Genomic DNA, 19,591 nt, shown 5'->3' on the forward strand with positions numbered 1-19,591 from the left:
ACTATCCTTTACAGTTTTATTCTACAAATTCAAACTCAAAGTTATCAAGTCTGACTGTGTCTCCATTTTTAGCTCCCTTATCTCTTAAAGCTTCATCGATTCCCATACCTCTAAGCTGTCTTGAGAATCTCATGACCGACTCATCGAACTGGAAGTTAGTCATTTGATACAGTTTTACAACCTTGTCTCCTGAAATGACCCATGTGCCATCCGGATCTCTTGTAATCATAAACTCTCTGTTTTCTGGAGTGAATTTATAGAGTACACGTTCTTCTTCACCTGTCTCCTCTTCATAAAGAGGGAATTCAGGAGCTGTTTCAAGCAGGTCAGCTGTACGACTCATCACCTGATTGAGTCCTTTACGGGTGAGGGCTGAAATCTCAAAAATTTCCACTTCTTCCCCGGACTTTTCCATTTCTTCTCTGAACGTCTTCAGATTCTCTTCAGAATCAGGCATGTCCATTTTATTGGCTACAACTAACTGAGGTCTTTCTCTTAATTTCAAGTCATACTGCTCGAGTTCTTTATTTATCGTAAAGTAGTCATCGACCGGGTCACGCCCTTCAACGCCACTCATATCTATCACATGAAGCAGGACTCGTGTTCTTTCGATATGTCTCAAGAATTCAATCCCTAAGCCCACTCCTTGAGAAGCCCCTTCGATGAGTCCTGGCATATCTGCCAATACAAAACTGCGTCCGTCATCTGTCTGTACCATCCCAAGATTAGGGACTAGTGTTGTAAAATGATAGGCTCCGATTTTTGGACGAGCTTGAGATACAACACTTAACAAAGTGGATTTACCTACAGAAGGAAAGCCAACTAGACCGACATCGGCCAGTACTTTCAGCTCGAGTTCGATTTCTTTTTCATCACCAGGTTCACCATTTTCGGCAATCTCCGGTGCAGGGTTTCTCGGAGAAGCAAAACGTATATTTCCACGTCCTCCACGTCCGCCTTTTGCTACCACTGCTTCCTGACCGTGGTCGACCAGATCTGCGAGCATCTGCCCAGTTTCGGCATCTTTAACAACCGTCCCAGGTGGAACTTTAACAAACAAAGCCTTTGCTCCTCGGCCGTGCATGCCTTTCGACATACCGTTTTCACCGTGCTCAGCTCTGAAATGACGATTGTATCGGAAATCCATCAGGGTTCTTAAACCCTCATCTACTACGAAAATGACATCTCCACCGATGCCTCCGTCTCCACCAGCGGGGCCCCCATCGGGCACATACTTTTCTCTACGGAATGCCACCATTCCATTTCCACCGTTTCCAGCTTTTACATTAACTTTAACTTGATCTAAAAACATTGACACGCTTAACCCTTCTTTCTCCATTACGCACTGGCTTATCTCTTTTATTTTACACTAATTTTAATATGATATCTAATGACATGGCGACTATTTAATAATTTCAGAAAAAAAAACAGAGTAGATATATCTACTCTGAAAAAATGTCTCACTGTATAAGGTCTCAATATTGAATCTTTAGACCTGCTGATTTATTTTTCTGCTGACGCCATTTCTTTGATCGGCTGCAACTTTTTTACGGCAGGAAACTGCTGGCATTCCTGTATTTCATTGTATCTGTTCATATACTGTCCTGTCGCAACGGATATAAGCTCGTCGAAAGCTGTCTGTGCTGCCTCCATCGTCTCAGTATCGTACTGTTTTTTACTCTCATCCGAGATATGCTTGTAAGTAAGTGACGCATACCTCGAAAACACTGTCTCATCCTGAGCAGTACTGAAGTCGAAGATCAGCTGTTTCTTTGCGGTAGGACGCATTTCAAACATGTCCTGCAGCAGCTCTTCAGAAATGCAGTTGTGGTGTTCACAGGTACCAATAAGGAGAGCATCTGCCTTAGCCAGTCTGTAAAGGAACTGACTGGCATCAACGAGATGAATCAGTTTCGTCAGGTTCTGCTGATTTGTAATAGTCAACCATCTTTTTAATTCTTCGACAGATCGTTCAGTCTGTTCATTTCGGTAAAGAACAGTAAGGGAGCCGAATTCTGAACCTGAAAAATGCTTGATGATCTGATTTGTAAGGTCTTCACTGCCAATGACACAATAGTGATGATCCTTAGAAGGTTCAAGCGAACAGCGGATCGAACGGACGGCTCGGGCAACGTGGCCTTGAAGCAAAGGTCTGATCGACTCTTTTTCACACAATTCTAGAGAAAAGTCAACAGCAATTTTAAACAGCATCTGCAGGACAGGTCCGGCAGTCTGTTCTTCAACTGCATCCATGAGCGCCTGATCGATGATATCTACTGGTTCATAGGAATGATGTTCAGCCGTTTCTACGTTGCTGGATAAATTCAGGAGATGCCTGACGACATCTTCATTAAACTTGCTGTATGTTTCGAGAATAACTTCTTCCAGCATTTTATCTGTATAGTGAGACAGATAACGGAGAAGATCTCCATGTTTGAAATCTTTCTCATCTACATACAAATAGTATTCATTCCTGTTTTCCGTAACAAGCAGCACAACTTCACTTACTCCATCGAATGCATGAATATCGTGTAGATGTTCTCTTCTGGATGCACGGGTCAGACTGTACTTGTGAATATCGTCAGAAGAGACGGTATCTCTATTTACCCCATACATTAAAAGTTTCATTCTGTCTCATCCCTTACATACGTCAAAATCTCATCCCAGATTTCCTTCCGCCCTTCTCGAGTCATAGAAGAAAACGTGAACAGCTTGTCGCCAGGTTCGATTTCAAGTGTTTTTCTGATAATGCTTGAATGCTTGTTGTATTTTGATTTCTTTATTTTATCCGCTTTTGTAGCGACAATCAGTACAGGGATATCATAATACTTATATAAATCATACATTTGAATATCCTGCTCAGTCGGTTCGTGTCTGAAGTCGACTAAAAGGATTCCTAGTGCCAGTTCTTTTCTGGTAGCAAAATAATCAGTCATCATTCTGCCCCATTTGTTCTGTTCTGCATTAGATACTTTAGCGTATCCATATCCAGGTACATCAACGAAAAAAAGTTCATTTTCTATATTAAAAAAGTTAAGCGTGCGGGTCTTCCCGGGTTTACCCGATGTTCTAGCTAGTTTTTTTCGATTGACCATAGTATTGATGAATGTCGATTTACCTACGTTAGAGCGTCCCGCGAGGACTATTTCAGTTAAACCATCATCCGGATATTGAGAAGGAGATACGGCACTTATGGTGATGTCAGCATGTTGGATCTTATCACTATTCATTTTTTTCTCCTCCAGTTACATAATTAATCAATTGTTAGTATATCATACTTATTTGATTTTTAAAGTCTTTTGTTATAAACAGGTAACAAATGACAAGTTAATGTTACAAAAAAATGACTGACCATTAGCTGTCATCCAAATAAAAAGACCTCCAAAAACAGCTCAAGCTGTTTTGAAGGTCTTTGCTAGTTTAATTAACTTACTTTCTGCCCGTCTTCATCATAAAAGATAGGATTCATCTGCGTTTCTACCGTTTCTTCAGTAATAACGACTTTCTTGATGTCCGGTCTGCTTGGCACTTCAAACATAATGTCCATCATGATGCTTTCAATGATTGATCTCAGACCACGTGCACCAGTGTCTCGTTCGATTGCCTTTTTACCGATTCCACGAAGAGCCTGCTCCTCAAAATCAAGTTCTACCTCATCAATCTGCAGCAGTTTTTTATACTGCTTGACCAGAGAATTTTTAGGCTTCGTCAGAATTTCGACCAGATCGTCTTCATTCAGCTTTTCAAGTACAGCTGTAATCGGGAGACGACCGATAAACTCAGGAATCAGACCATATTTCAGTAAGTCTTCAGGAATGATCTGCTGCATGATGCTCTGCTTCTCGTCCGCTTCTTTACGCTTGCTTGCTGCACCAAATCCGATCACTTTATCCCCAAGACGATTTTTCACGATTGTTTCTATACCGTCAAAAGCTCCTCCTACAATAAAGAGGATATTAGTCGTATCGATCTGGATCAGTTCCTGATGCGGGTGCTTTCTGCCTCCTTGAGGGGGAACACTTGCAGTCGTTCCTTCGAGTATTTTCAGCAATGCCTGCTGAACACCTTCACCACTGACATCTCTGGTAATTGAGACATTTTCCGACTTGCGGGCGATTTTATCGATTTCATCGACATAAATGATTCCGCGTTGTGCCAGCTCTACATCGTAATCGGCTGACTGGAGCAGTTTCAGTAGAATGTTTTCAACATCTTCTCCAACATAGCCCGCTTCAGTCAGATTCGTTGCATCAGCTATTGCAAAGGGAACATTCAATATACGCGCAAGTGTCTGTGCCAGGTACGTTTTACCTGAACCAGTAGGACCGATCAGACAGATGTTACTTTTCTGAAGTTCGATGTCATCTTCTGTGTCTTCATCTAGACTATTGATACGTTTGTAATGATTGTATACCGCTACAGAAAGAGCCTTTTTAGCTGCTTCCTGACCGATAATATACTCATTCAGTATTTCTCGAATCTCATGAGGCTTAGGAACGTTCATTTCACCGTCGAATGACTGCTTGCTGAACTCTTCTTCCATAATTTCCTGGCATAAGTCCACACATTCATTACAGATATAAACGCCAGGACCTGCCACGATTTTTTTTACCTGCTCCTGTGATTTCCCGCAGAATGAACATGAGATATTTCCTTTTTGATCGTCATCGTTAAACATAGGCACGGTCACCTCTCTCATAGCCTAATAAGATTTTATGAATTTATGAAAAACGGGAATGCACGTTAGGCATTCCCATTTACATTTAAGAAGTTTTACGCTTCGTCTGACTCTTCTGCTGCTTCAAGTGTTTCTTTAGCAGTTGAAGTGATCAGGTCAATTGCTTTTTTCAATGAGATGTCTCTGTTAAGAAGGTCTGGAGACAGTACGCTACGTACCTGGTCTTCAGGCATGTTGTACTGCCCAGCCAGATCAGAGATTTCTTTTTCCATATCTTCTTCAGTTGCATCAAGGTTCTCAGCTGCAACAATCGCTTCAAGTACCAAGTTAGTGCGTACGTTGAATTCTGCATCGCCTTCGAACTGTTTGTGAAGATCCTCTTCTGTAGAGTTTGTCATCTGATAGTACATTTCAGGAGAGATGCCCTGCTGTTTAAGATTATTCAGGAACATATCCATCTGACGGTGTACTTCTTCATGAGCCATCTCATGAGGGATTTCTTCAATTTTCGCATTTTCTACTGCTTTTCTGATTGCTTCATCGTCTCTGGCATCGTCAGCAGCAGTAGTTTTGCTTTCTTCAAGCTCTTTGCGGATTTTCTCTTTCAATTCATCCACTGTTTCTACGTCTTCATCAAGATCTTTAACGAACTCATCGTCAAGTTCAGGCAATTCTTTCACTTTAACTTCGTGAACCTTGACCTTAAATACAGCTTCTTTTCCAGCAAGCTCGTCTGAGTGATACTCTTCAGGGAAAGTAACTGTAACGTCTTTCTCGTCTCCTGCTTTAACGCCAACTAGCTGATCTTCGAAACCAGGGATGAATGAGTTAGATCCAAGAACTAGTGAGTGGTTCTCACCTTTTCCACCTTCAAATGCTTCATCGCCAACGAATCCTTCGTAATCGATGACAACAGTATCTCCTTCTTCTGCTGCATCTTCTTTAATAGTCAGTTCAGCAAGGCTCTCACGACGGCGATTCAGCGCTGCATCTACGTCTTCTTCAGAAACGTTACGGTCCTGTTTAGCCACTTCGATTTCTTTGTACTGTCCAAGCTCAACTTCAGGTTTAAGAGTGACTTCAGCAATCAGTTCCCAATCCTGGTTCTTTTCAACTGATTTGATATCAATATTGGGTTGAGCTACAGGTTCGATGTCAGCTTCCTGAACAGCTTTAGAATAAGCTGCAGGCAGCAAGTCGTTAAGCGTATCTTCGTAAAGTGCAGCTTCACCATACATCTGGTTGAAGATACGGCGTGGCACACGTCCTTTACGGAAGCCTGGTACGTTCAAGCTTTTCTGAACTTTCTTGAATGTTTTATCCAGTCCTTTTTGTACTGTTTCCTGATCGATCGTGAATTCCAGACGGCCTGTTGTAGCACCAGTTTTTTCAAAAGTTGTTTCCATGTATAATTACCCTCCGAATTGATTAGTCTGCTAGCAATCGTCATTATTTCCAACTCTGTGAAAATAACCCTGTTCACTATTTTTTATTTAAACATACTTAATTATCATACAATATTTAATGGCTAATGTAAACCGCGGAAGCTTAATTCACAGCAACTCCTGATAGACTCTGCTGACCCAACTTTTTATATAAGCTTGTTTTTCCTCAGAGACTTGTACAACTGCATCCTGCTCGGGCTGTATCCCCTCTGCTATTGTATAAATCCATGCTGAAATATCTTCTTTTTGAATGACTTCATCGATAAATGGAAACAGCATGAGAAGAACAGCCTTCACTTCCTGTTCGACCAGCACCTTTAATGAAGGATTACTGATGAAGGATTCTTCGATTTCAGAATACGTGTCAAGTACGACCGGATGATCTTCAAATGTGCTCATAGATGCGGGTATGACCTCTCTATCCTCATTCAGCCAGGTATATGAAAAAGACTGATTTACTTTTCTGTCGATAAGTACAGACAGAAGACCCGACCGGGCAAACGGATGAACATATGGGTTCTGAAAAACAGACGGTGCAGCCTGGATCAGATTGTCCGTCTTCATCTCATCAGCTTCCTGAATCATGGCAAACTGCTCATCAGGTGTAAGAGAAGCTAGAGAAAACAGTTTTTTCATGCGCTCAATTTCTGTCTGCTGTCGTTCTTTTTCTGCTTCTAGCTTTTTCTGTTCTAAAGTGTCCTTAAGAGTCTCCCAGCTGGCCAAGTTTTCCGAAGTAGCTGACTTGACTTCATCGTCCAGCAATTTTTGAGCCAATAAAAACTGGTAATTGTAGATAAGCAGCTCGATATAAACGAGTAGTCTCTTTTCGTTTGTAAGGTAAAATGATTCTTTCTCTTCTGCATAGTCAAGTGCTTCATTGACCTGCCCATTCTGAAATAAAGTTGACACAAGCAGAATGTTCAGGCTGTTTTCATCTTTTATCACATAGGCCTTTTTCATATACATGATCGCTCGTTCATAATCTGAGTCCTGCAGCGCACTCAATGCATGGTGCATATATGTCCCATAGTTCTTGGGGAATTCTATCTGATCTCCCATATTACAACACTCCTCAGCTATATTGTACCATAAGCAATCTGCTGCTAAACAGGAAATAAATAAAAGCAACAGGATCATTACATCCCATTGCTTCACCTAAAATTGTCTGAATCGATCATAGCGTTTGCGTATCAACTCGTCCTTCGGAACGTTGACGAGTTCAGACAGCTTTTCATCGATTGCTTTTTTCATATTGGAGATAATGTAACCTTTTTCAAGCACTTCTTTCTCTTCAGTCTCAGGTATCACTTTTTCAATGATTCCCAGTTTTAACAAGTCAGCGGAAGTTAATTTCATCAGTTCAGCGGCATCGCTGGCCTTCTTCGCATCTTTCCATAAGATAGAAGCAAACCCTTCAGGTGACAGGATAGAATAAATGGAAAATTCCATCATCCATACTTCATCTGATAAAGCCAGAGCCAATGCTCCCCCGCTTCCGCCTTCTCCTATAATAACTGAGAGGACAGGTACGGAAAGATCGCTCATCTCCATCAGATTACGTGCGATAGCTTCACCCTGACCCCGTTCTTCGGCTTCAACTCCACAGTAGGCTCCAGACGTATTGATAAAGTTCAGAACAGGTCTATTGAACTTCTCAGCTTGTTTCATCAGTCTAAGAGATTTACGGTACCCTTCCGGATGTGCCGAACCAAAGTTGGTCTGGACATTTTCCTCAACTGTCGTGCCTTTCTGGTTACCAATTACAGTAACTGCCCGGCCGTTCAGTTTTCCGATCCCACCCATGATAGCCGGATCATCTTTAAACACCCGGTCTCCATGCAGTTCTATGAAGTCATCAATCATTAAACTCGTGATGTCTTTCATATTGATTCGATCGGTTTTTCTGGCAGAGGAGACGATAGACATGACATCCTTCATTTAGACTCCTCCTTTACTGTTCCTTCTGGATCGACATGAAGTTCCAGAAGCTGACCAATCACAGATTTAAGTTTCTCACGTTCAACAATCTGATCTATAAATCCATTTTTCAGTACCGTCTCAGCCATCTGGAAGTCGTCAGGCAGTGACGCTTTGATTGTCTGTTCAATCACCCTCTTGCCGGCAAAACCGATTAGTGCACCAGGTTCAGCCAGTATGATGTCTCCAAGCATGGCGAAACTTGCCGTCACCCCACCTGTAGTAGGATCAGTGATCACTGTCAGATAAAAGAGTCCTTTTTCTGAATGTCGTTTTATCGCCGCACTGGTTTTGGCCATCTGCATCAGAGAGAATATCCCTTCCTGCATTCTAGCTCCACCGGATGCGGTAAAAAGTACAACAGGTAGATTCTTCTCAGTCGCTCTTTCAAATAACCTGGTTATTTTTTCTCCGACAGCCTGTCCCATGCTTCCCATAATGAAGTGTGAATCCATAATGCCTATAGCCGATTCAATTGAATTAAATCGTGCCTGCCCGGTCAGAACAGCCTCCCTTAATCCGGTATTTATTTGGACATTCTGAATTTTTTCTTCATACCCTGGAAATTGAAGTGGATCTGACGGATGAACCTCTCCGTCCCATTCTGAAAAACTATTTGGATCAACAGTAAGTGCCAGTCTTTCCTGAGCACGGATCCGAAAAGCGTAGTGACAGTTAGGACATATTCTTTCCTGTCCTAAACTCTTTACGTACACGGACTGTTTACATTGAGGACATTTTTCAAACATCCCATCAGGTACAGATGGGCCATTTTGCGAGGTACTTTTCTGTATAGAAATATAGGGCCTTTTTTTAAATAGCCTCATTCTCCGCCTCCTTCTCGTTCAACCAGTCAGGAATGATCTGCTGGGACAAGGTTTCCGTCGTGTACTCCCCAGATTCAAACGCTTTATGACTTAGAAGATCATGCTGGAAATCAAGATTAGTCTGGATGCCTTCGACAACCATTTCGTCGAGCGCCCGGATCATCTTACGAACAGCATCTTCTCTAGTCTGACCATGAGTAATGATCTTTGCAATCATCGAGTCATAATGAGGGGGGATCATCCCTCCCGCAAACATTGCAGTATCTACACGCAGACCTAGCCCGCCTGATGGCATGTTCAGATACGTGACTTCTCCTGGAGAAGGTGCAAAATTGAAAGCCGGATTTTCTGCATTGATCCGACATTCTATGGCGTGACCTTTAATTTCAATATCTTCTTGTCTTACTGTCAACGACAGTCCGGCAGCAATACGGATCTGTTCCTTGACAATATCTACTTGAGTGATCATTTCAGTAATAGGATGCTCTACTTGTATACGTGTATTCATTTCCATGAAGTAGTACTGCTCGTTCTGATCGACTAAAAATTCGATCGTCCCCGCATTTTTATACCCTACACCCTGAGCAGCTCTCACTGCACTCATGCAGATGTTTTTCCTGGCTTCATCAGTTAAAGAGAAGCTGGGTGCTTCTTCTACAATCTTCTGATGGTTTCTTTGAAGAGAACAGTCTCTTTCGCCTAAATGGATGACATTCCCGTGATGGTCAGCCAGAATCTGCACTTCGATATGCTTGGCCGGCGTAATGATCTTCTCTACATACATACGGTTATCATTAAATGCTGCTTTTGATTCAGACTGCGCCTGAAGAAAGCTGGCTTCCAGCTGCTCTGAGTCGAATACCATACGCATTCCTTTACCACCGCCACCTGCTACTGCCTTTATAATCACAGGAAGGCCAATAGACTGGACGTGTTCATGCAGATCATCTATGGTCGTAATCGACGAATTGCTTCCAGGAATAACAGGTACGTCAGCTTTCTGCATCATTTCTCTTGCGTTAGACTTATTCCCCATCTGTTCGATCGTTTCTTTATCGGGTCCGATAAATGTAATATTCACTTCTTCACACATCGCAGCAAATAGACTATTTTCGGAAAGAAAACCAAAACCAGGGTGAATAGCTTCCGCACCTGTCAGTACCGCTGCACTCAGAATATTATGTATATTCAGGTACGAATCTGACGCTTTCGGAGGACCAATACAAACCGCTTCGTCTGCCAGCTGCATATGAAGGGCATCTTCATCAGCAGTAGAATAGACAGCTACCGTTTTTATGCCCAGTTCTTTGCAGGCACGAATAATACGTACAGCTATTTCACCTCTGTTGGCTACTAATATTTTTTCAAACATGCCTAACCCTTCCTTAATAGATACAAATTTTGGTGATCTGCTATCTTCCGATAATGAATGTCATTTCTACTTCACAGACCTTTTTGCCGTCCACATATGCTACACCTTTACCGATTCCAGCATACTCTTTCAGCTTGACAATATCTACTTTTAATTCAAGTACATCGCCAGGAACAACTTTTTTCCTGAATTTCACTTTGTTCAGCCCACCCAGGTAGGCAGTCTGAGACTTGAACTGATCCAGTTTTAAAAGCGGGATCGATCCAGCCTGAGCCAGACTTTCAACAATAAGTACACCTGGCATAACTGGTTCTCCAGGGAAGTGTCCTTGGAAAAACTCTTCATTGATCGTTACGTTTTTAATTGCTGTAACATGTTCCCCTGGGATCATCTCTGTCACTTTGTCAATAAAGTAAATGGGGTAACGATTGGGAATCAGTTCCTGAATTTCTTTGATGTTCATAGTAGTCATAAGTAGTCTCCTTTAATTTGGCTTGATTTTGATCAGTGACTGATTGAATTCGACAGGCTGTCCGTCTTCGATCATAATTTGGCTGACCGTTCCATCTACGTCACTCTTGATTTCATTCATAACTTTCATCGCTTCGATGATACAGATCGTCTGACCTTTTGATACTGCATCGCCTTCACTAACGAATGGTGGCGCATCAGGTGAAGAAGACAGGTACCCTGTCCCCACTATGGGTGCTTTCAGTTCATGAAGATCTTCATCTGGTGCTGTGTCTAGTGGTGCAGACTCCTCTAAAGTCTTCTCGTCTGATAAGACCGAGTATTTCTTTGAAGGTTCTGCATGATTGTTTGACTCCACCGGCTCTGATGTCTGAACGACACCCGCAGCACCATACGTTTTTCTTTTACTCAATTTCAAGGAGATGTCGTCATTTTCCATCTCGAACTCATAAAGAGATGACCGGTCGATGTGATCGATCAGCTCTTTCAACTGTTCAAAATTCATTCCTTATCCTCCCATTTCTTGAAGCAGGTAACGGCGTTATGTCCACCAAACCCTAGAGAGTTATTTAGTGCATACTGAATTGCTTTTTCTCTTGGCTGATTGCTGACATAATCCAGATCACAGTCTTCGTCAGGTGTACTCAGATTGATCGTTGGAGGAAGAATCCCTTCCTGAAGTGCTTTGATGGATGCGATCGCTTCAATTGCCCCTGCACCTCCAAGTAGATGCCCTGTCATGCTTTTAGTACTTGATACAGCGACATTAGCAGCTGCTTCCTCGCCTAATGCCAATTTAATGGCTTCGGTTTCTGAAGAGTCATTGGCCGGTGTAGATGTCCCGTGTGCGTTGATATAGCCAATATCTGCTGGTTTGATTCCAGCCTCGTTCATGGCCTGCTTCATAGCTCTTGCAGCGCCAGATCCGTCTGGAGAAGGAGCAGTCATGTGGAAACTGTCACCTGTCGCACCGTAACCGGTGATCTCCGCATATATTTTCGCCTTACGCTTCAATGCAGAAGACAGGCTTTCAAGTACAAGAACGCCTGCTCCTTCTCCCATAACAAAACCATGACGGTTCTTGTCGAAAGGTGTAGAAGCTGCATTAGGATCTTCATTAGTTGACAAAGCGTTCAGTGCAGCAAAACCGGACATACCGATTTCATTGATACTCGCCTCAGCTCCACCAGCCAGCATGATGGCTGCATAGCCGTGCTTAATATTTCTATATGCTTCCCCTATTGAATTGTTTCCGGATGCACAGGCTGTGACAATTGAGAGATTCGGTCCTTTTGCTCCAGTTGCTATAGAGATGTTTCCTGCAACCATGTTTCCAATTGCCATAGGAACGAAAAATGGAGCGACACGGTCCAGTCCTTTTTCATGCATCTTGATGATCTGGTCCTGCATGGCATTTAATCCACCAATTCCTGAACCAACTATGACTCCCATACGATCTGCATTAATTGCATCCATATCGATTTCACTATCTCTTACTGCTTCAAGAGCAGCAGCTACGCCATACTGCGAAAATGGATCCATACGCTTAGCCAGTTTTCTGTCCATGACTTTTTTAGCTTCAAAGTCTCTGACTTCTCCGGCAACATGAACATTGATTGCCGTTCCATCGAATCTGGTCAGCGGTCCTATGCCGTTTCTCCCATTTTTCAGTCCATCCCAAAATTCTGCTACTGAATTACCAAGTGGCGTAATTGCCCCAAGACCAGTAATTACTACTCTTTCCATTCTCAGCCTCCTAAACTATTTACCCGTTCATTACCATTCCACCATCAACGTGGAAAACTTGTCCGGTAATATACTTCTGATTACTTAAAAAACCTGCCAGTTCCGCTACCTCTTCAACTTTACCAAGACGGTTGAGAGGAATAGTCGTCAGAGCTTTTTCTTTTACTTCATCGGTCAGCTGGTCTGTCATATCTGATTCAATGAAGCCAGGTGCAATGGCATTAACCAGCACGCCTCTTGGAGCCAGCTCCTTGGCCAATGACTTGGTCAATCCGATTACACCGGCTTTACTTGCAGCATAGTTCGCCTGTCCGACGTTTCCAGCTACACCGACAACACTCGACATATTGATGATATGTCCTGAGCGCTGCTTGAGCATGACTTTAGCAGCTTCTTTTGATGTATAGAATGTGCCCTTTAAGTTGACATCAAGCGTGGCATCAAAATCTTCGTCAGATAATCTGATGGCCAGATTATCACGTGTGATCCCGGCATTATTCACTAGAACATCGACAGATCCAAAGTGTTTTCTAGTGTCCTTAATCAGCTTTTTAGCAAATGCCGAATCGCTGATGTCCCCATTGATGACATGGACAGTCCCGTCGAAAGCATTGAAGTAATCCATCAGATCATCTGACAGGTCTTTTCGTCCATTAATAACGACATTATGCCCTTCATCAAGAAAGAAAGCTGCGATTGCTTTACCGATCCCTCTGGTACTTCCTGTTACTATGATTGTTTTTTTATCCATTTTACCCCTACTATCCACTCGATTTTTCCAGTAATTTATTCAACTGACTAGGTTTTTCAACATTCGATGGTTTAAAGCTTCTATCAATTGCCTTGATAAATGACTTTAAAGTTTTTCCGGGTCCGACTTCAATAAATCTTTCTACCCCGTCTTCAGCCATGGTCCGAATCATCTGTTCAAAACGGACAGATGAAGTCATCTGTTCGGTCAGAAGATGAGAAATTGCCCCTGAATCAGGATAAGCACTGGCTGTCACGTTAGAATAGACCGGGATAGTTAACGGGTTGAATGTCTGCTGAAACAGGACTTCAGAAAATTCCTGAGCTGCTGGTTCAAGCAGTTTAGAATGAAAAGGTCCACTGACATTCAGTTCAACTACACGTTTCGCTCCACGTTCTTCGGCTAGCTTCATCGCCTGCTCAACACCTTCTGCTGTTCCAGAAAGAACCAGCTGACTTGGCGTATTATAATTTGCCACAGCCACATAGTTACTTTCTGTGACTGTGGTACAGATTGATTCAACTGCTTCTGCATCCAGTCCTATGACCGCAGCCATTTTTCCTTCACCGTCAGGAACAGCTTCTTCCATAAGACTCCCCCTCTTGTGGACAAGTCTGACTGCTTCTTTGAAACCTATGGCTCCTGAAGCGACAAGCGCACTGTATTCTCCCAGACTAAGTCCTGCTGAACAGTCCGGATGAATGCCTTCTTCTCCCATTACCGTAGCAATGGCATGGCTGACTGTCAGAATAGCCGGCTGAGTATACGGGGTGAAATGTATCTTCTTTTCATCGTTAAAGCAAATTTCAGCAAGATCTAGCGCCAATGACTCGCTGGCTTCATCAAATATAGAGCGGGCCGATGCATAAGTGTCGTAGAATTCTTTCCCCATGCCCAGATACTGCGCACCCTGCCCACTAAAGACAAATGCAGTTTTCACGAAAAACTTCCTTTCATATAGCTGATAAATGAGTAAGCCGCCATTTATTTGAATATCAAAGTATTAGCCTGAACTTTACACATCAATTAAAGACGACTGGGTGAGCTGTCAGCTCCTTGTATTCCCTCATCAGCTCCTGAATGATTTCCTCACAACTCTGTTCTTTCGAGACCAGTCCGGCAATCTGACCGGACATAAATGATCCACCATCCTTATCACCTTCAATAACCGCTTTTCTCAAAGCACCTTTACCAAGCTCTTCAAGACGTGAAAAATCCGGATTTTCATCACTTGTAATTTCTTTCTCTACTTTCAGGTATTCTTTTGTGAGTTTGTTTCTAAGTACACGAACAGGATGACCTGTAATCATACCAGTTACGACGGTATCAATATCTCTGGCTTTGATAATGCGCTCCTTGAATTTTTCATGAGCAATGCTTTCATAAGCGACTACAAACCGTGTACCCAGTTGTACTGCGGACGCACCCAGCATAAATGCGGCAGCCATACCTCGACCATCTGCTATGCCTCCAGCTGCGATAACTGGAATATCAACAGCATCAACGACCTGAGGTACGAGAGTCATTGTTGTCAATTTCCCGATATGACCTCCAGCTTCCATTCCTTCACAAATGATTGCATCTGCACCTTCTTTTTCCATGCGTCTGGCCAGTGCTACTGAAGCGACTACTGGGATTACCGTAATCCCTGCATCCTTGAACTTTTTCATATAACGTCCCGGACTGCCCGCTCCAGTTGTCACGACTTTTATGCCTTCTTCACACACAACATCAACGACTTCATCAACATAGGGGGACAGCAGCAGGACATTCACACCAAATGGTTCGTCTGTCATCTTCTTAGTTTCTTGGATGATTTTTCTGACATACTCACCCGGTTCATGCCCGGCTCCAAGCATGCCCAGTCCGCCTGCATTTGAGACGGCTGCTGCCAGGCTTGGAGTGGCAACCCATGACATCGCTCCTTGTATGATGGGATATTTAATTCCAATTTGCTCTAATAAAGGCTGATTCATCTAGGAGCTCCTTCCTATTAAATTAAGATTCTATTTGACCTTCAACATATTTCACTAAATCTTCTACTGTTGTCAGACCTTCTTCAGATTCAATCTTGATATCAAATTCGTCTTCAATGTCATTGATGATCTGGAACAGATCCAAGCTGTCCGCTTCAAGTTCTTCTCTGAAGTTCGTTGAGCGTTGTACTTCGCTTTCTTCTTTGTCCAGCTGATCTACAATAATTTCCTGAATTTTTTCAAAAGTTGTCATTTTATAATTCCTCCGATTAGTTAATTTGTTTTATTTTGAGTGTTTACTACATTAATTTATTTCCAAGAGCAGCGTTCCCCAGGTTAACCCCCCGCCGAATGCACTCAAGATGATTTTCTGTTTCTTACCATTCAATACTGTTCTATCTTTTGCAAGCTCGTCCAATAGGATTGGCAGACTGGCTGCAGATGTGTTTCCATAATTCTGAATGTTCATCGGAAATGCCTCGATAGGACGCTTCAGTTTCTTGGCAACAATTTCAATGATTCGTGCATTTGCCTGATGAAGAAGAAAATAATCAATATCTTCTATCTCAGTCTCACCGTCTTCAATAACCTTTTGGATACTGTCCGGAATCGAACGGGTGACGAAGTTGAAGATCTCTCTTCCATCCATAGTCAGGTAACTGACTGACTTGTCTGACTGTATGAGAGGATTATCCACCTTTCTGTTACCAGATGTCAATGCCTCTCCTTTATCTCCATTTGCATGAAGGTCTTCAGATATAAACTGATCAGATTCATCTGTCTTACCTATCAGTACTCCTGCTGCACCATCACCGAATAGGACTGCCGTCTTCCTGTCTGTCCAGTCAATCTCTTTTGACATGACCTCTCCGCCAAGCACTAAGGCATAGCTGTATGGAGCATGGCGGAGTATTTTTTCTGCTGTAGACAACGCATAGACAAAGCCTGAGCAGGCTGCGTTCATATCGAATGCCATTGCCTGACCCGCTTGAATCGCTGACTGCACTTTACTGGCAACAGATGGTGACTGCCCGTCAGGTGACATCGTCGCGACTATGATCAATCCAATTTCATCAGCATTTACATGACTGCCTTCAAGCACATTATGTGCGGCCTTGATACATAAGTCACTCGTGTTATCTCCACGAGATAAATAACGGGATCGTATACCTGTCCGTTTGACGATCCATTCGTCAGACGTATCCATCCAGCTCGTTAAATCGTGGTTGGACACACGATTAGGCGGGATATATCTCCCAGTAGAATAGATTTTCACATGGTTCTTGTCCATCACTCCGGTAACTGCTCCTTTGTCCGCTCAAGAAAGCTGTGTAAATTCAACAAGCCTTTCATCAGCACTTCAGCTTCTTCTTCGCTCATTTCCGTTAGCGTTTCTCTGACCATATCTCTATGAAACTTGTCATGAAGACGATAGAGCAGGCGGCCTTGCTTTGTCAGTGCAAGCTTGACGACTCTTCGGTCTTTCTCGCTTCGGACCCGGTTCACATAGCCTTTACGGACTAAGTTGTTGACCGAAACTGTAAGCGTGCCTACAGTAATCCCAAGCTTCTTGGCTACTTCACTCGTTGTGTGCTCCTGATACATGCCAATCGCATCGATTGTATGCATTTCCTTGATTGATACATCCTTGAACTGACTGGTCTGTAGTGTCCGTTCTTCAATCATAAGCACATCGTTGAAAATAGATACCAGATATCCGTTTATTTCATTGATTTTTGGATCCACATCATCTCCTCCTATTCGTTTAGTCGATATTGTTTGATTATCAAACTATTTGACAATCAAAATATTAACTTAGTTTATAATGGGTGTCAAGGTTAAAATAATGATTTAAACGTGAAGGTGGTTTAATAATTCCTTACTGACAGCGCTAACATTATTGGCTGAAAAGGTTTATGTACGCCTGAACTTTATCTGATTATTTTTAACTGTATAATTAACTTGCTGGGTTAACCCTTTTCTGTACACCCCTGTTCTCCTCTTTATAAACACTACTTTTAAACTCAAAAAAAGACCTTCCTGAGAGGGTCTTTTCTTTAGTGGCTCATTCTTCGTCCACTTGATTTTTAAATCCTTCAATATCTTTAAAGTTGACGACCGTTTTTTCTTCAACCAGATCATGCATTCTTTCAGCAGAATGATTCCAGTTGATACGGACGATGGCACTGTTCGTAAGAAGTTTTTCAATAATCCCTTCCATTGGTTCATCTCTAAATGAAAAAATAATTTCATCCCCAACATCCGGTCTTAAATCTTCTTTGATTGTTTCAATAATGTCGACTGCTTCTTTATAAGGTAAATCTAATAAATTAGCAATTCGGGAGTTGCTGGCACCTTTACGAAGTTCCGTTTCAACCAATTGCTGGACTTCCGCAGTGATCTCTTCTTTAGCCACTTTCATCCCCTCAATTCTTCATTAAGATTTTATACTCCTTTAATCATTATACCATAAGAGTATCATGAAAGCGAATAAAGGTTGATTCCGGCTTAATTATCCTGCAGGCTCACCGCTTTATACCCGACTTTTTTCAAGGTATTCTGTAGAGTTTTTATTTCTTCAGGTGTACATTCTTCAAAAATTTCAGCTATTTTATCGGCATGCTTAGGAAATATTTCCTTCATCAGACTATGACCTTCCTGCGTGAGCTCGCAGAAAGTAACTCTTCTGTCAAATTTGTCCGCTACTCTATCGACAAATCCCTTCTCCTCAAGTCTGTCGACAACATACGTGATACTACTTGAAGCAAGTAAAATCTGTTTGCCTATCATCTGTATGGGCTGTCGTCCTTTGTTGAAAAGCAGTTCAAGTACTGAAAACTCAGTTGCATTCAGTCCATACGAGGCCATATCATTTTTTACTACTTTTTCTACACTTGACGATGCTTTAAGCAGTATTGTCAAGGCTTTAAGCTGGTCTCTATTATCATTCATCTTTCTCACCACCTAATAAGGTAAATACTTGTTTAGTGAGTATGGCAGGTTCAGTCTTTTTCAGCTTTTTTCTTCCTGACCATCATCATTGCCTCAGTCCATGGCAGCAGCTGACCTAACAATGTTTCCACTGTTTCCTTCTTCTTATCGGAAGCTTTCAGTTCAGGGTAATCGAAATCATGAAATATAGATAAGGCCGGATGCGTTCGGACATTTACTACCTGAATCTCTGATAAGACTGTCCTAAGCTGTTCAGCTGCCCTCACACCTTCAGCAGACCCATAACTGACAATTCCTGCTGCTTCTCAGTTAATTCGTGATACACAAAATCTAGAGCATTCTTCAATGCACTGGTCATCCCGTGACTGTACTCCGGGTTGATGAGAATGTATCCGTCCATTTCAATCATTTTTTCTGACCAAAGTTTTTGTTTCACTTTCTCAATAAGATCATCCGTTTATGCTGGCGCTACGGGTTTCTCAAAAAGAGGCAAATCAAAAGATTTAATGTCGATGAGCCCGTAATCAACTCCACCATACTCCTCTGCAATAGTCAGCACCCAGTCTGCAACACCCTTATTCACACGATTCGGTCGGATCGATCCTGTTACCACTCCAATTTTCATGACATTCCTCCTCTTGCTTTTCACCAGTTTATCATATGTGAATCATATCTTTATAATAACACACCTTATTTAACTTCTTTGCCCTGCAGGTGCCGGAATAACTTACTATAATGATAAAATGCACTGATTTGAAAAATACTCGCTACACCTACTAGAAGAATAACGATCCCCTCGCTAAGGGTAGGGAAAAAAACAGCAATAAACATAGTGAAATAAAAGACGATCGTAGCAATTTTACCTGGCCATATTGACCCATCCAGAGTTTTCTGTTTTTTATACAAGCGGATGTTTTCTACGAACATGTATGTCTCCTTCACGAGAAAGAGTATAAAAACAAAAATAAAAGCAGGCCACCTTAGCATCAGAACGGCAACGACTGCAACCTGTGTCAGTTTATCTGCAACAGGATCGAGAAGCTGTCCTATCTTAGTCCCCTGATTGAAACGTCTTGCAATAAATCCGTCAACAGCATCAGTCAGTCCAGAAAGGATTAGAACACCCGTCGCATACACAAATTCACTTTGGGATTCAGCAGACATATATGCGATCACAAAAAATGGAATAAGTATTAACCTGAAATACGACAATATATTTGGAATAGTGAACCAGTCTCTTGCATTCATCTGTCTTCATCCTCCCGTTAAATATAAGTATCCTCCATGTATCCTTTGTCCCAGATTCTCATGGCCAACGTGAAATGGAATAATATTCACTGAATTGACGCCTGTCCATTCACTTGTCAGATCAAATGACCCGATTTGTACTATATTA

The 19,591-nt window shown here is 42.3% G+C and carries 22 protein-coding genes and 1 pseudogene; all 23 read right to left on the minus strand.

Going from position 1 to position 19,591, the window contains the following annotated elements:
- Positions 1 to 16 precede the first annotated feature (16 nt).
- Complete coding sequence (gene obgE, locus BMX79_RS02105; protein WP_091479035.1) at positions 17 to 1,312, minus strand: GTPase ObgE; 1,296 nt, start codon at positions 1,310 to 1,312, stop codon at positions 17 to 19.
- Positions 1,313 to 1,503: 191 nt separating this feature from the next.
- Positions 1,504 to 2,628: a glutamyl-tRNA reductase gene (locus BMX79_RS02110; RefSeq protein ID WP_091478717.1), complete on the minus strand. Its 1,125-nt coding sequence runs from the start codon at positions 2,626 to 2,628 to the stop codon at positions 1,504 to 1,506.
- The gene (gene yihA / locus BMX79_RS02115) at positions 2,625 to 3,230 is read right to left on the minus strand and encodes a ribosome biogenesis GTP-binding protein YihA/YsxC (RefSeq protein WP_091478718.1); all 606 of its coding nucleotides are present in this window, start codon (positions 3,228 to 3,230) and stop codon (positions 2,625 to 2,627) included. The genes BMX79_RS02110 and yihA overlap by 4 nt, the downstream gene beginning before the upstream one ends.
- A gap of 194 nt (positions 3,231 to 3,424) precedes the next feature.
- The gene (gene clpX / locus BMX79_RS02120; protein WP_091478720.1) at positions 3,425 to 4,678 is read right to left on the minus strand and encodes an ATP-dependent Clp protease ATP-binding subunit ClpX; all 1,254 of its coding nucleotides are present in this window, start codon (positions 4,676 to 4,678) and stop codon (positions 3,425 to 3,427) included.
- Positions 4,679 to 4,773: 95 nt separating this feature from the next.
- A complete protein-coding gene (gene tig, locus BMX79_RS02125; protein ID WP_091478722.1) occupies positions 4,774 to 6,084 on the minus strand; it encodes a trigger factor in 1,311 nt (436 codons plus the stop codon).
- Between the two features lie 147 nt (positions 6,085 to 6,231).
- On the minus strand, positions 6,232 to 7,182 hold the full coding sequence (locus tag BMX79_RS02130) for a hypothetical protein (RefSeq protein ID WP_091478724.1): 951 nt from the start codon (positions 7,180 to 7,182) through the stop codon (positions 6,232 to 6,234).
- A 96-nt stretch (positions 7,183 to 7,278) separates the two neighbouring features.
- Positions 7,279 to 8,061 (minus strand): acetyl-CoA carboxylase carboxyltransferase subunit alpha, encoded by a 783-nt coding sequence (locus BMX79_RS02135; protein WP_091478726.1) that lies wholly within the window; start codon positions 8,059 to 8,061, stop codon positions 7,279 to 7,281.
- Entirely contained in the window at positions 8,058 to 8,927 is an 870-nt protein-coding gene (gene accD, locus BMX79_RS02140) for an acetyl-CoA carboxylase, carboxyltransferase subunit beta (protein WP_091478728.1), read from the minus strand. Before accD ends, BMX79_RS02135 begins: the two co-directional genes overlap by 4 nt.
- Complete coding sequence (accC, locus tag BMX79_RS02145; protein ID WP_091478730.1) at positions 8,914 to 10,299, minus strand: acetyl-CoA carboxylase biotin carboxylase subunit; 1,386 nt, start codon at positions 10,297 to 10,299, stop codon at positions 8,914 to 8,916. The genes accD and accC overlap by 14 nt, the downstream gene beginning before the upstream one ends.
- A 40-nt stretch (positions 10,300 to 10,339) precedes the next feature.
- Entirely contained in the window at positions 10,340 to 10,762 is a 423-nt protein-coding gene (gene fabZ / locus BMX79_RS02150) for a 3-hydroxyacyl-ACP dehydratase FabZ (protein WP_174760381.1), read from the minus strand.
- 21 nt (positions 10,763 to 10,783) lie between these two features.
- Positions 10,784 to 11,275, minus strand: a complete 492-nt coding sequence (gene accB, locus BMX79_RS02155) for an acetyl-CoA carboxylase biotin carboxyl carrier protein (RefSeq protein WP_091478734.1) — start codon at positions 11,273 to 11,275, stop codon at positions 10,784 to 10,786.
- Positions 11,272 to 12,516 carry a beta-ketoacyl-ACP synthase II gene (gene fabF, locus BMX79_RS02160; RefSeq protein WP_091478736.1) on the minus strand — a complete coding sequence of 415 codons (1,245 nt, stop codon included), beginning with the start codon at positions 12,514 to 12,516 and terminating at the stop codon, positions 11,272 to 11,274. Before fabF ends, accB begins: the two co-directional genes overlap by 4 nt.
- A 19-nt stretch (positions 12,517 to 12,535) precedes the next feature.
- A complete protein-coding gene (gene fabG / locus BMX79_RS02165; protein ID WP_091478737.1) occupies positions 12,536 to 13,267 on the minus strand; it encodes a 3-oxoacyl-[acyl-carrier-protein] reductase in 732 nt (243 codons plus the stop codon).
- Between the two features lie 10 nt (positions 13,268 to 13,277).
- The gene (fabD, locus tag BMX79_RS02170; RefSeq protein ID WP_091478739.1) at positions 13,278 to 14,207 is read right to left on the minus strand and encodes an ACP S-malonyltransferase; all 930 of its coding nucleotides are present in this window, start codon (positions 14,205 to 14,207) and stop codon (positions 13,278 to 13,280) included.
- A gap of 82 nt (positions 14,208 to 14,289) precedes the next feature.
- Positions 14,290 to 15,243, minus strand: a complete 954-nt coding sequence (fabK, locus tag BMX79_RS02175; RefSeq protein ID WP_091478741.1) for an enoyl-[acyl-carrier-protein] reductase FabK — start codon at positions 15,241 to 15,243, stop codon at positions 14,290 to 14,292.
- Positions 15,244 to 15,265: 22 nt separating this feature from the next.
- On the minus strand, positions 15,266 to 15,496 hold the full coding sequence (locus tag BMX79_RS02180) for an acyl carrier protein (protein WP_091478742.1): 231 nt from the start codon (positions 15,494 to 15,496) through the stop codon (positions 15,266 to 15,268).
- Between the two features lie 51 nt (positions 15,497 to 15,547).
- A complete protein-coding gene (locus tag BMX79_RS02185) occupies positions 15,548 to 16,534 on the minus strand; it encodes a beta-ketoacyl-ACP synthase III (protein WP_091478744.1) in 987 nt (328 codons plus the stop codon).
- A complete protein-coding gene (fabT, locus tag BMX79_RS02190; RefSeq protein WP_170230946.1) occupies positions 16,534 to 16,989 on the minus strand; it encodes a fatty acid biosynthesis transcriptional regulator FabT in 456 nt (151 codons plus the stop codon). Before fabT ends, BMX79_RS02185 begins: the two co-directional genes overlap by 1 nt.
- A gap of 319 nt (positions 16,990 to 17,308) precedes the next feature.
- Positions 17,309 to 17,665: a DUF2187 family protein gene (locus BMX79_RS02195; RefSeq protein ID WP_091478745.1), complete on the minus strand. Its 357-nt coding sequence runs from the start codon at positions 17,663 to 17,665 to the stop codon at positions 17,309 to 17,311.
- A gap of 86 nt (positions 17,666 to 17,751) precedes the next feature.
- Positions 17,752 to 18,195, minus strand: coding sequence for a MarR family winged helix-turn-helix transcriptional regulator (locus tag BMX79_RS02200; RefSeq protein WP_091478747.1), 444 nt, complete (start codon positions 18,193 to 18,195; stop codon positions 17,752 to 17,754).
- Positions 18,196 to 18,245: 50 nt separating this feature from the next.
- Positions 18,246 to 18,461 carry a hypothetical protein gene (locus tag BMX79_RS12570; protein ID WP_218025338.1) on the minus strand — a complete coding sequence of 72 codons (216 nt, stop codon included), beginning with the start codon at positions 18,459 to 18,461 and terminating at the stop codon, positions 18,246 to 18,248.
- Positions 18,458 to 18,820 (minus strand): annotated as a pseudogene (locus BMX79_RS12645) (NADPH-dependent FMN reductase). Before BMX79_RS12645 ends, BMX79_RS12570 begins: the two are co-directional and overlap by 4 nt.
- Before the next feature lie 65 nt (positions 18,821 to 18,885).
- Positions 18,886 to 19,443, minus strand: coding sequence for a CDP-alcohol phosphatidyltransferase family protein (locus BMX79_RS02210; protein WP_091478748.1), 558 nt, complete (start codon positions 19,441 to 19,443; stop codon positions 18,886 to 18,888).
- Positions 19,444 to 19,591 lie beyond the last annotated feature (148 nt).

Source organism: Alkalibacterium pelagium (assembly GCF_900109325.1).
Taxonomy (GTDB): domain Bacteria; phylum Bacillota; class Bacilli; order Lactobacillales; family Carnobacteriaceae_A; genus Alkalibacterium; species Alkalibacterium pelagium.

Coding starts and splice junctions, on each gene's coding strand:
- tig (WP_091478722.1), bottom strand. CDS start 6,084: ATGGAAACAACTTTTGAAAAAACTGGTGCTACAACAGGCCGTCTGGAA.
- fabG (WP_091478737.1), bottom strand. CDS start 13,267: ATGGATAAAAAAACAATCATAGTAACAGGAAGTACCAGAGGGATCGGT.
- accD (WP_091478728.1), bottom strand. CDS start 8,927: ATGAGGCTATTTAAAAAAAGGCCCTATATTTCTATACAGAAAAGTACC.
- clpX (WP_091478720.1), bottom strand. CDS start 4,678: ATGTTTAACGATGACGATCAAAAAGGAAATATCTCATGTTCATTCTGC.
- fabK (WP_091478741.1), bottom strand. CDS start 15,243: ATGAATCAGCCTTTATTAGAGCAAATTGGAATTAAATATCCCATCATA.
- fabF (WP_091478736.1), bottom strand. CDS start 12,516: ATGGAAAGAGTAGTAATTACTGGTCTTGGGGCAATTACGCCACTTGGT.
- obgE (WP_091479035.1), bottom strand. CDS start 1,312: ATGTTTTTAGATCAAGTTAAAGTTAATGTAAAAGCTGGAAACGGTGGA.
- BMX79_RS02195 (WP_091478745.1), bottom strand. CDS start 17,665: ATGAAAGTGGCTAAAGAAGAGATCACTGCGGAAGTCCAGCAATTGGTT.
- accC (WP_091478730.1), bottom strand. CDS start 10,299: ATGTTTGAAAAAATATTAGTAGCCAACAGAGGTGAAATAGCTGTACGT.
- BMX79_RS02185 (WP_091478744.1), bottom strand. CDS start 16,534: ATGGACAAGAACCATGTGAAAATCTATTCTACTGGGAGATATATCCCG.
- BMX79_RS02210 (WP_091478748.1), bottom strand. CDS start 19,443: ATGAATGCAAGAGACTGGTTCACTATTCCAAATATATTGTCGTATTTC.
- BMX79_RS02135 (WP_091478726.1), bottom strand. CDS start 8,061: ATGAAGGATGTCATGTCTATCGTCTCCTCTGCCAGAAAAACCGATCGA.
- fabZ (WP_174760381.1), bottom strand. CDS start 10,762: ATGAACATCAAAGAAATTCAGGAACTGATTCCCAATCGTTACCCCATT.
- yihA (WP_091478718.1), bottom strand. CDS start 3,230: ATGAATAGTGATAAGATCCAACATGCTGACATCACCATAAGTGCCGTA.
- BMX79_RS02180 (WP_091478742.1), bottom strand. CDS start 15,496: ATGACAACTTTTGAAAAAATTCAGGAAATTATTGTAGATCAGCTGGAC.
- accB (WP_091478734.1), bottom strand. CDS start 11,275: ATGAATTTTGAACAGTTGAAAGAGCTGATCGATCACATCGACCGGTCA.
- BMX79_RS02200 (WP_091478747.1), bottom strand. CDS start 18,195: ATGAATGATAATAGAGACCAGCTTAAAGCCTTGACAATACTGCTTAAA.
- BMX79_RS02130 (WP_091478724.1), bottom strand. CDS start 7,182: ATGGGAGATCAGATAGAATTCCCCAAGAACTATGGGACATATATGCAC.
- BMX79_RS02110 (WP_091478717.1), bottom strand. CDS start 2,628: ATGAAACTTTTAATGTATGGGGTAAATAGAGATACCGTCTCTTCTGAC.